The 12207-nt window shown below is 46.1% G+C and carries 8 protein-coding genes; 5 read left to right on the top strand and 3 right to left on the bottom strand.

What is annotated here, in order from left to right:
* Positions 1-507: 507 nt before the first annotated feature.
* The 3 genes from AC4IE7_RS04750 (at position 508) to AC4IE7_RS04740 (ending at position 2947) form a co-directional block, all read left to right on the top strand.
* On the top strand, positions 508-1008 hold the full coding sequence (locus AC4IE7_RS04750; RefSeq protein ID WP_490775663.1) for a type VI secretion system tube protein Hcp: 501 nt from the start codon (positions 508-510) through the stop codon (positions 1006-1008).
* Positions 1009-1226: 218 nt separating this feature from the next.
* A complete protein-coding gene (locus AC4IE7_RS04745) occupies positions 1227-2423 on the top strand; it encodes an NnrS family protein (RefSeq protein WP_490775662.1) in 1197 nt (398 codons plus the stop codon).
* 170 nt (positions 2424-2593) lie between these two features.
* Positions 2594-2947, top strand: a complete 354-nt coding sequence (locus tag AC4IE7_RS04740) for a sulfur globule family protein (RefSeq protein WP_490775661.1) — start codon at positions 2594-2596, stop codon at positions 2945-2947.
* A gap of 81 nt (positions 2948-3028) precedes the next feature.
* Here AC4IE7_RS04740 and AC4IE7_RS04735 read toward each other — a convergent pair whose 3' ends face one another.
* Positions 3029-3775, bottom strand: a complete 747-nt coding sequence (locus tag AC4IE7_RS04735; RefSeq protein WP_490775660.1) for a sulfite exporter TauE/SafE family protein — start codon at positions 3773-3775, stop codon at positions 3029-3031.
* A 185-nt stretch (positions 3776-3960) separates the two neighbouring features.
* Here AC4IE7_RS04735 and AC4IE7_RS04730 point away from each other — a divergent pair, with 185 nt between their 5' ends.
* On the top strand, positions 3961-7395 hold the full coding sequence (locus AC4IE7_RS04730) for an EAL domain-containing protein (RefSeq protein WP_490775659.1): 3435 nt from the start codon (positions 3961-3963) through the stop codon (positions 7393-7395).
* A 166-nt stretch (positions 7396-7561) separates the two neighbouring features.
* Here the strand turns inward: AC4IE7_RS04730 and ssb are convergent, their stop codons facing one another.
* Entirely contained in the window at positions 7562-8011 is a 450-nt protein-coding gene (gene ssb / locus AC4IE7_RS04725; RefSeq protein WP_490775658.1) for a single-stranded DNA-binding protein, read from the bottom strand.
* 65 nt (positions 8012-8076) lie between these two features.
* Positions 8077-9459, bottom strand: a complete 1383-nt coding sequence (locus AC4IE7_RS04720) for an MFS transporter (protein WP_490775657.1) — start codon at positions 9457-9459, stop codon at positions 8077-8079.
* 822 nt (positions 9460-10281) lie between these two features.
* Here AC4IE7_RS04720 and AC4IE7_RS04715 point away from each other — a divergent pair.
* Positions 10282-12183 carry a hypothetical protein gene (locus AC4IE7_RS04715; protein ID WP_490775656.1) on the top strand — a complete coding sequence of 634 codons (1902 nt, stop codon included), beginning with the start codon at positions 10282-10284 and terminating at the stop codon, positions 12181-12183.
* The last annotated feature ends 24 nt before the right edge of the window (positions 12184-12207 follow it).

Below are 12207 nucleotides of genomic sequence, written 5' to 3'. Positions count from 1 at the left end.
AAAAGCATATAGTCCCTTTTGATTATCAGCAAAACCTCAGCAAGCATTTGCAACCGATATGGTTGTTTGGTTTGATTTCTAATCTCAGCTCCGTAAATCAAGCACAGACCATTGAGGTTAATCAGCAAGATAAAACAGCTTTCCTTCACCCAGGTATATTATTGACAAAGTATTACCTGTATACCCACACAAACATCCATCAGCCAAACTATAAATAGAGAAAAACCATTCTCTATTTACTAAAAAATACCTACATAAACAGATCGCCTCACGCAGGCTGTCGAATGCGATGTGACATGTTGAATAAGATTAATGTGCAATATTTCCTATCTCACTTTTTGATCTGCATTTAGATTAATGACCAACACAGTAAGTAGCACTTTTTTGAAGGGTACTGACAAAGGACGATCCAAAAAAAAATTTAAAAATCAGGTAGCAGACAGGATTTCTCTGACTTTCTGAATTATTGAAACAGCGTTGTTATTTTAATACTGATTGGAGATTAACATGATCAAGGGTAAGAACTTATTTTTCAGCATTGTACTACTGAGTATTCTGAATCCATTAACTACTTCAGCACAAGCAGGAGAACTATTTCTCACAATTGAGTTTGACGACGGAAGTATACAAAGAGCAACCATTGATGAATTCAAGCTTGGCCTTGAAGGTGATGAACCAAAGATGGCCCTTCTTTTACCTGCTGTGCAGGCTGCAAGAGAAGCCGCCAGACGCATGGAGGACGCAGTCACAAAGAATGAAAAAATCCCAACAATCATCTTACAGACCACTGCAGAAAATACCCTGTACCAATGGAGACTACAAAATGCAATGGTGAAAAGTTACTCAATTCATGGAAGCAGTTCTGCAGGAAACACAGCGCCAGTTGAAAGCTTTTCATTTTATTATGATAAAGTTGAAGTCTCCTATAACGGCGAATCCAAACACTACGATTGCAGTTCCAAAACCTGCATTCTAGAAAAGAACACAAGTGGTAGAACGATCTATTGATCCTAACTGCTAATCCTAGTGTGGTGCGTCATTTTAGAAACTAATATCGTTCACCATCGAGCATGGATGCTCGATCATCCTCCTTAAGGCGTAGATATTAACCCGTCCCCCCTTTACAGGTAGATTCAACCTAAGGCTTCCTCACCTTTGATATGCATCAAGGCCATTGGCCGTAACTGGCCCTAAGGTTGGACGGACTATCATCACCGGTAATCAACTTGGCCCTCATACCCTTGGGTGAAACCCCCGCACCATCCAAACCACCCCAGGGATTTGTCCCCTTCGCCCTGGGGTTTCGTCCTTTTTTTGCATTGGCTGCAATTTCCGGACTGTTGCTGATGCTACTCTGGCTCTGGTTCAGGTTGAGCACTTCTGCACCGAACTACTACAGCTCTATTGGCTGGCACAGTCATGAGATGTTGTTCGGCTTTAGCATGGCCATAATAGCCGGCTTTTTGCTTACTGCTGTACGCAACTGGACAGGCATCAATACACCAACGGGTAAACCACTGGCCCTGCTTGCACTGTTATGGGTTGCGGGCAGAGTGCTCCCCTTTATCCCATCTTTACCAACCTGGCTGGTTGTTTGTGTCGATTGGTTATTCATCCCTGCACTGATCATCGCCCTCACCAATCCCCTGATAAAAGCTGAAAACCGGGTCAACCGGCTCTTCATTCCTCTGTTGGGCGTAATGGCCATAGCCAACCTGCTATATCATCTGGAGGGTTTGGGGTTTACCCAAACGGGCCAGGATGGTATCTCACTGATGCGCAATATGGTGCTGCTATTATTGATCTTCGTCGGTGGTAGAGTTCTACCATTTTTCACAGAGAAAGCGATTCAGGGCGCTGCACCTCAGTTCAGCAAACAACGGGAACAGATCATCTACACCCTGTTCACCCTCTGGATAGTTGCTGAGTTATTGTTACCGCAAAGCTGGCTTATCGCCCCACTGGCCCTAGGCGTTGCATTCACTCAGGCTTGGCGCCTCTACGACTGGTACCATCCGGGTATATGGCAACAACCGATGCTGTGGGTACTTTTTTGTGGACTGGCCTGGTTGATCCTAGGTTTTCTGCTGAAAGCAATGGCACTATACGATCTCTTTCCGAACAACCTGGCAACACATGCGTTCACTGTTGGCGCCATTGGAATCTTTACCCTGGGCATGATGGCCAGAGTCTCCCTCGGGCATACTGGGCGTAACATTCAAGCCGGTAAATCCATTACCATAGCCTTCATCCTGATCAATATTGCTGTGGCCATACGAGTATTGCTGCCTGTCACTGGCCTACTCAGCTATCAGGCCTGCATCACGTTGTCCGGGTCTATCTGGTCACTCAGCTATCTCTTGTTTGTTATCGGCTACATCCCCTTACTATTGAGACCTCGTATTGATAGTCGCCCCGGTTGAGCCCCTCTAACTAGCTCTAAAACCCTGCCTATAGAGACAGGCTATAAGATTTAATAGCCCGATAGATAATTAGTTGTTGAATATTTAAGTAAATACTAATATTCTTTCGCTCCATGAGTAAGCAGTAACTACTTGTACATTTTTTAAAACTAATTTTTGAGGAATAACTCATGTCCAAAATCGTAAAAATCGCAGCTGCTGCTGCTTTGATCGCCGCTTCTGCTTCTGCTTCTGCTTGGTGGGGCAACCCTTGGAACAACGGCTGGGGCAACAACGGCAACAATGACTTCATGGGCGACGGCTTCGGTGACGGTGATTTCTCTTTCAACATGAGCGGAAATGCTCGTGGCGCTGGCAACGGTTATGGCCGTGGCAACAACAGCTACTACAACCGTCCTTACTACGGTTATGCTCCTTATGGTGCTCCTTATGGCGCTCCTTACGGTGCTCCTTACGGCGCTCCAGTAGCTCCTTATGGCGCTCCAGTAGCTCCAGCTCCTCAGCAGGCTCCTGCTGCTCAGTAATCACTTTCCAGTGATCACTGTGGAGTCCGTATAACCGGACTCACTAGAAAAAGGCGGGCTTGATGCCCGCCTTTTTTACTTTCAAAAGAAGAGTAATTTTAAGATAAAAGCAGATAGCGCAATATAGAGCACACGTCGTATCAGTGTCTCACCATGAGAGATAGTTGTATGAGCACCCAACCAGCCTCCAATCGAGTTACCGATTGCGAGTCCAAGCCCAGTCCACCACAGCAGTTCCAGGTTTGTAGCAAATACGCTTAATGCCACTACGGTATAGACCAGCACAATAAGCACTTTATGCATATTGACCCTAACCAGGTCCAATCCGAGTACCTTGTGCAGAATCGGCATCAGAATAAAACCTACACCGATTTGAATAAATCCTCCCCAAAAACCAGCCCCGACCATCAGGATATGGCCAGCTAGCAGGTTTTTTGCTTTTTCATCACCTCCGCTTGGTTTCACCTTGTCATGACCAGTGGCCATTAGCAGCATGACACCGACCATTACCAAGGCAAGTACGCGATCAAACCAGACACCTTCGAGGTGAACGCCAAGAGAAGCGCCACCAATTGCCCCTACCGAAGCGGCACCCGCAAGACTGAAACCCAACTTGAAATCGGAGTACCCAAGACGCCTGAAGGCCGTCACTGCTGTGATATTCTGGGCTAGAATAGCGATGCGATTGGTACCATTTGCAACGGGCGCTGGAACGCCCATGAACAACATAACCGGAACAGTCAATAGTGACCCGCCACCGGCCATAACATTGAGCCAACCCGCCGCTATGCCTACCAAGGCAAGCACAAGAATCTGCCAGATTTCCAAATCTTCTACCCTACCTGTAATCCTCAATGGGCTATCAGACTAGCAGAGTTGATATTAAAGCGGGTAATGACGGTTAAAAAAGATCTAAATCTGCCGCTACAGTCTAGAGTAGCTACTATTTCCCCTTTTGCAGCTCTGTTAGGGCATTGGTAGATTCAAATGCTCCTTGAATGCCAACAGGATCGATGAGTAAGAGACGCCACCCATTAACAGCTCTTTATCTTATTCTTCTACTGACGATATCTATCGATCTTCGAGGGTGGGTTGCTCTGGCTGACAGTGCTACCCCAGTCACACACTCCAGCCATCTGATTGCTGCAATTCCCAGCTCATTTCCACCTCAATATGCCATTGATGATCAAGGCAAACCTTATGGGTTTGCAATTGATATTATGAATGCAGTCGCCGAAGAGGCCGGTTTGACTGTGGAGTACCGGGTCTATGAATCGTGGCAGGAAGTCCATCAGGCCATAAAAGAGGGTCAGGTTCAGCTGATACCCAACATGGGGATAACCCCTGATCGACAGACATACGTCAACTTTACCTCCCCAGTTGAGACCTTCTCAGTGTCACTTTTTGTACGCGCTGAAACAGAGTCTCTCAATTCAATCCAGGATCTGACAGGACATCATGTAGGGGTGATAAAAGGCAATGTGGCAATAAAATTACTCCAAGACAAACAGCTGAATCTAAAGAAATACAATCAATTATCAGAGGCCCTGATTGAGTTGTTAAGCGGCCAAATTGACGCCCTCGCTTACCCTGATCCAGTGGTCTGGCGCTATACCCAACATCTTGGATTGGACGATCATATTCGCAAACTGCAGCCATCGCTGATAGAGATAAAACGCGCTATTGCTGTAGATAAAGGGGAGATTGATCTACTAAAACGCTTAAACCAGGCTCTCAACTCGGTTATCCAAAGCGACAGGTTTGAAAATATCTATTCTCAGTGGTACGCCACACCTGCTCCCTACTGGAATATACTAAGAACCATCACAGCAATGTCGGTAGTTGTGATGTTGGTCGCCATGGGGATGCTGCTCTGGCGCTATCGCAGTCTGCAGAAGCTCTACCATCGCCTTACCTCTGAAACTGAGATGCGCCGAGAAGCGGAGCATCAACTGCAACGATTGAATGCTGACCTTGAAGAGACAGTGCGCAGACAGACAGAGGATTTAGCAGAGGCCCAACGCATGGGAAAGATGGGCAGCTGGGTATTGGATCTGCAGCAGGATAGTCTTGAGTGGTCTGATGAGACTTTTCGAATCTTCGAGATTGACCCGAAACAGTTTGATGCAACTTACGAAAAATTTCTAGAAACAGTTCATCCAGATGACCGGGAACGAGTCAGCAATGCTTACATGAGTTCACTGGAAGACAAAGAGTTTTACGAGATAGAGCATCGTCTGCTGTTTGCCGATGGCAGAGTAAAATGGGTGAAAGAGCTGTGCGAAACCCAGCTTGACCGCGATGGACTCCCGATGATTTCACGAGGAACGGTTCAGGACATTACAGCGCGCAAAGCCTCGGAACGTCAACTCACTCTGACTCAATATGCTTTAGACCACATCTCCGAAGCTGCCTACCTGATGACAGCGGATGGCCAATTCAAATATGTCAATACTGCAGCTTGCGAAGCACTGGGCTACTCATGTGAAGAGCTGATGACGAAATCTGTGATAGATATCGACCCTTCAGTAACGCCAGAGCAATTTGCTGAAATAGACCAGAAACTTAAGGATGCGGGTTCATTGCGATTTGAAACCAAACATCAGCATCGTGATGGTCACACTATTCCGGTGGAAATCGTAGCCAATCCTATCTTTTTCGAAGACGATGTATTTTCATTTGCAGTAGTGCGAGACATCAGCGATATAAAATCAGCGCAACGGGAGATCCAGCAGCAACATGCCCTGCTGCAACAGGTCATCGATGGTGTTAGTGACCCAATCCTGATGATCGATACGAACTATAACGTCCAACTCATGAACCATGCCGCTAAATCTGCAGCAGCTGTCGAAGCCATTGAGGCCGAACAACCTAAATGTTATGCCATCTCACATCACACGGATCAACCCTGTCAGGGAAATGACCACCCATGCCCCCTGCAAGAAGTGATGAAGACACACAGCACAGTTAAAGTGGTTCACAATCATCCAGGTCAGGATGAAGAGGTGAGTACTTATGAACTGCTTGCAAATCCCCTGTTTGATGAGCAGGGCAACATTACCGGCATCATCGAATCGGGCAGAGACATTACTGACTACCTGAGCGTCGCGGATCAACTGAGGAAAAATCAGAGCCGTCTCGATCACATCGCCCATCACGACCCATTGACCGGCATGCCCAATCGACTGCTGTTTGTAGATCGTCTGCAACAAGCCATTTTTAAAGCCAAACGCAGCGGCACTATGGTTGCCTTACTGTTTATAGATCTGGACAGATTCAAGCAGATCAATGACAGCTTCGGTCATCCTACCGGTGATCTGATATTGAAAGAGGCGGCCGTTCGTCTCAAAAGTATGATTCGCGAAGAGGACACCATCGCCCGAATCGGCGGTGATGAATTTACCGTAATTCTTAACGAAATTGGTCAAACTCAAAACATTGTAAAAATTGCTGAGAAACTGTTGAGTGCATTTACCCAGGGCTTCCAAATTTTGGATAAAGAGCTGTTTCTATCAAGCAGTATAGGCATCAGTATCTATCCCCAAGACAGCGATGAGCCAAACACCCTCATACGAAATGCAGATTCAGCAATGTACAAGGCCAAGGAGATGGGCAGAAACGCATATAGCTTCTATACCTCAGAAATGACTGATAAGGCCTTTGAGAGATTGATGATGGAGAACAGCCTACGCAAAGCTGTGAAACTGGATCAACTGGTTCTGCATTACCAGCCTCAGATTGATATACGTACCGGTAGGGTAGTCGGAGTAGAGGCTTTGGTTCGTTGGCAGCATCCAGAACTGGGCCTTTTACCACCTGCCAAATTCATCCCTCTTGCTGAGGAATCAGGGCTGATCCAATCTATAGGTGAATGGGTTTTACACCAGGCCTGCCAGCAGGCTCATAACTGGTGCGAAATGGGTTTTACCCCTGAACGTATTTCGGTCAACTGCAATCTTTCAGCAAGTCAGTTAAATAGTGAGCGCTTTATTGAGCGCATACTGAATGTTCTTGAGGAGACAAGAATCGATGCTGATCTGTTGGAGCTGGAGATTACAGAAACCACCATCATGGACAATCCGAAGCATATGTCAGATGTTCTGAACCGCCTACGCGATATCGGTATCAAACTGGCCATTGATGACTTTGGAACCGGTTACTCTTCACTCGCTTATCTGAAAGCTCTGCCCATCTCCAAACTCAAGATCGACCAATCTTTTGTGCGGGATATTCCCTCCGACCCGGATGACATGGCTATAACCCGGGCGATCATCGCCTTGGGTGAAAGTCTGCAGATGCAGGTGATCGCTGAAGGCGTGGAGACCGAAGACCAGGCCAGATTCTTAATCAATGAAGGCTGCTTCCTCGCGCAGGGATTTCTCTATGCGAAACCCATGGGATCGGAAGATCTGAATCGTTACCTGGAATTGGCGCACGCCAAAGCCTGACGATAAGGCAAAGCACCCTGCTTCCGCTTCGACATTGCAGCCGACCTGCTTTAGGTCTCCTGAATCCCCCCGCTCTACCCTACATGCCGTAACGAAAAAAAGCCCCTTTAGAAGGGGCTTTCAAGAAGATAGCCAGATATAGAAATCCAACTATTAAATATCCTGTTTAAAACGGTATGTCGTCATCGAAATCATTGTCAGGCACCGATGAAGGGGCCGGGGCCGACTGTGGCCTGGACGCGCCCTGAGATTGCGGCGCATCAAATGAAGCACTCCCACCACGGCTGTCGAGCATCTGCATTTCACTGCCGACAATTTCGGTTGTGTAGCGATCCTGACCATCTTGTCCCTGCCACTTGCGGGTGCGTAGACTCCCTTCGACATAGACCTTGGAACCTTTTTTCAGATACTCCCCTGCGATCTCTCCCAGGCGATTAAAAAATACCACCCTATGCCACTCTGTTCGCTCCTGCTGTTCGCCGGTATTTTTGTCCTTCCAACTCTCAGAGGTTGCCAAGGTGACATTTGTGACCGCCCCACCGCTAGGCATATAGCGCGTCTCAGGGTCCTTACCCAGGTTGCCGATGAGTATTACTTTATTGATTCCTCGAGCCATCTATTTTTTCTCCACAGCAGTTTCAGCCCCTTTCCTTGGAGCCTGTAATAATCCTATAGTGTACCTCACCCTTGTACGGCATATCCATCCAGCAGCGTCTGGTCAACGATTTTCAGATCTACTTTCAGATAGGCGACTCCATCTTCAGCGATGATTACGGCATCGTCCACCCCATCGATGGCCATCAACTGCTCAGCCAGCTTACCCACCTCAGATGCTTCAAGCTGCCCCACAGGGAGCATGTAGTTACTCAGATAGTTAGGATCCGGCATGCCACGAGCGATCAGAAACCATAGCAGAATCATGCCGCTACAGAGGAGGAAGACCCCCTCGTTTTCATAGTGGGTATGAATCCACCCACCCAGCACACCGCCAAGAAATGCACCCAGAAACTGGGAGCTGGAATAGACCCCCATGGCTGTGCCTTTTCGCTCTCCGGGGGCTGCTTTGGCGATCAGGGAGGGTAGTGTCGCTTCCAGTAAGTTAAAGGCAGTAAAGAAAATAAACAGACCCACAACCAATACAAACAACTGCTGACTGAATCCATATAGCAGTAGTGCAGCCAACCCCAATGCGGCAATCGCCCCGAGAAATACAGGACGCATGCGACGTCGACTCTCCGCAATAATCACGAAAGGTACCATCATCACCATCGAAAGCAGCATTACCGGCAGATAGACCTGCCAATGAGCGCTGCTCTCCATACCCAGATCACGCAGTGCCAGAGGATAAGCGAGGAACATTGCCGTCAGAGACATGTGCAATGTCAGGATACCAACATCAAGCCTCAGTAGTTCAGGATCAGCGAGAACCTTGCCAAATTGATCGGGCACCGCCTCTGCATCCCGGTGAAAATGGCTATTCTGGGGGGTAGGTACAATAAATATGACAATACCTATACCCAGTAGCGCCAATATTGCTGTCAGCCAGAAGATCCCAGGAACGCCGATCCAGCTGTTTAAAATAGGTCCCAGAATCAGGGCCACAGCAAAGGCAAATCCGATGCTGATACCGATGATCGCCATCATGCGCAAACGTCTCTGTTCACGGCTGAGATCAGCGGCTGTTGCCATTATCACGGCCGCAATCGCACCACTTCCCTGCAGGGCGCGCCCTACGATGATGCCATAAATGGTATCAGCAGAGGCAGCAACCACACTCCCCAGAGCAAAGATCAACAGACCTCCGACCAATACCGGCTTACGCCCGATTCTGTCTGAGAGCATGCCAAATGGAATCTGCAACACTGCCTGGGTCAGACCATAGATACCGATGGCTATGCCAACCAACTGAGGCGTGACATCCGGTAAACCCTCAGCATAGAGAGAGAAAACAGGCAGAATAAGAAATAACCCCAGCATTCTTAGGGAAAAGAGACCGGAGAGAGAGTAAGCGGCTCGTTTTTCAGTCGCATTCAATCCGGTGGAGGCACCCTGCTTGGTCGTCATCTATCAGTCACTTTGCCAGTTAAATATTAAAGAGTGCGTATAGTATCAGGTTCGCACAATTCTATGCAGTGTAAGAAAAAAACAACCCAGACATAGTGACGAAGCTTAAGGCATTACCACAAAGGTTAAATTATTGAATTCACAACAAACTGCCAACTTGACTTCATTCGGAACCCAGAATAACCAAGTAATTTAAATGCTTTAACCTCTCCAAATCGTATTAGCTCATCAACGAACATCTGTAATCATTTGCGCCCTATCAGTGGGCAAGAAATCACCCCTAACCACCAGGTTTCCCTGCATTCACCTGGAGACTTAAAGTAGAAATGGCATCTCTACATTGAAATTTATCCGATAACTGGTGATTGCTTGTTTTCGCGTTGTTCAGGTTGTTGACATTAAGCCCATGACCGGGAGCAATCCAGCGTGTAAGCTATTCAGATGAGTTTTTGATGCGCCCTAACATCCCACAACTCGAAGAGCGGGAGCCAGCTCACAGAACAGCCGAGACTGGAGAAAATATTGCTAATAGTGTGCACCAACTCAAATTCTAGAATTTTTCACGGCGCAATTTAGCCTGATCAAGTAATCCATGACATGAAATGTGTGGTAGTTACTCACTCTAAGAACAAAATATATTTATAACAATGCGCGTATAACAGACTGAATAACGCTACCACGCTTTTTTTAATATTCTATATGGCCCTGGAAGTAAAAATAATTTCAAAACCCTTTACTGACAATGCCAGAAACGAGCGAGCAGGACATTAGAGGCATATCTAATACTAAAACCATATTGGATTGAACTAAAAGGAATTAGTAATGAATTATCTAAAGGCAAAATACCTAATTATAGTTTTCATGTTCAGCTTGCTATTACCCAACCTGAGCTTTGCCGGTGTTTGGCTAAATCTTGAAGGCCAAAACGGAATTAAGCTACAAACACTTAATAATAAACTGGACTGGCTGGATCAGCAAAACAACCGCAACCAAAACCTGGATCCATGGATTGGAATAAGAGTCTATCTCACATGGGGAGAAATCCCCTATATAGGTAATAAAAGTGACCCCAATACCATTCGGTATGATTTTTCAAATCTTGTAAATATCTTAAATAATACTCATCACAGAGGAAGCAAAAGAAGTTATAAAATCGCCCTGACAATTTCTGATAAACTTTGGGTGTTTCAGCAAAATGGCGGTTATGATTACGCGCCTGGAGCCTTGCCTAGGTTTTTAGCGGAAGATCTAGGAGAAGGTGATTGGATAAACAGTGTAGTCACGCCCAATGGTAGCAATAAAACTATTCTTAAAGATGAAGATGAAGATAATGATGGTGTCTCTGACAACTTAAGATTTGCTGTTGCCAATTCAAAAACAAATAGCAATCCTGCACGAAAGTATAGCGCTGTCCGTTGGAATCCAAAAATAAAAGAATTATGGGGTGAATTTTGGTATCAGCTTGCTAACTACTCCTACACAGAAGATGGTGTTACTAAAAAACTCGGCGACCATCCCGCATTATATTCAATAATCACACAAGAGAGTTCTCTTTCTGGTATTTATCACAATATTGATGAGTTAGATGCTATTGGATACATTGGCCCTCAGCAATACTCAGAAGCGTTGCTTGAGCAGTCAATAGAACTAAGCAGTTACTTCGTTGCAGTGCCTATCCTCAATAACATTAACTGGATATCAGAAAATGTCGCAAATAAATTAGCCCCTTACTATCAACAATACTTAGGCGATCAACTAAGCAGTCTAAATCAAACTTCCAACAGTCACGGTTGGTTTGCACAGGACCTTCGAATTGATGAATACATGGGCATTAGCAGTTATCAGAATATTGTTTACCCCGAGTTTACGAAATTCGATAAATCCATGCGTTACGCCATGATTACTGGTGATACCTATAAAAACAGTCATTTCACAAGCTCAACCAATCAGGGAAAAGCTCAGGAGTTAATTGAATTGGCCTCCCAACTCTCAATTGGCCACCTATTATTTTTAAATCAGAGTCAACAGCAAGGGTCATCCACTAATTCGGAAATTTTTAATCTGATCGCGTCTGCTGATTACGATGATTACAGCTTCCTTCCCGAAGCCATACCAAATCTCCTCAGCGCAGTAGTCAATGAAGGCTCGGATGCAAATAGAATTGTTTTGACCGCTTCCAATAGAGTAAACAACATCTCTTCCAGCGGGTTCTCTATTAAGGTCGACGGGCAGCCAGCAACAATAACTCATATTCAAAGAGACCCTGCAGACCCAACCAAAATCTGGGTAACTTTGTCAGACAGAATCTATAAGGGTGAAATTGTTGAAATCATATACGATGGAAATGAGTTACAGAACAGCCAAATTGCCGCGACAAACAAGTGCACAGTTTCCCCAGACCCAAACCCATCTATGGTGAAGTCTTATGTGTATGAAGGCGCTCACCCAGACAGAATTGCTCTATTTATTTCAGAGCCCGTCAAAAAACATGTCACCAGCACAGGCTTCTCTGTAGCTATTGATGGCCAAGCTGCATCAATCATTAACTTAGTCAGACATCCAACAGAATCTGCCAGGCTCTGGATCACCTTATCCAACAGGATCAATCCAGGCGAAATAGTCCTGATTACATATGCTGGCAATGGCACGATAGAAGATATTTCGGGACACGAACTGGACGCTGGAACCATCCGCGTCACTAATAAAACAACCAATTCGCATTGATACCACATGATGGCCGGTTAACAC

This window comes from Candidatus Thiodiazotropha sp. AKAK3 (assembly GCF_058244645.1).
This window is presented reverse-complemented; position numbering and strand designations above follow the sequence as displayed.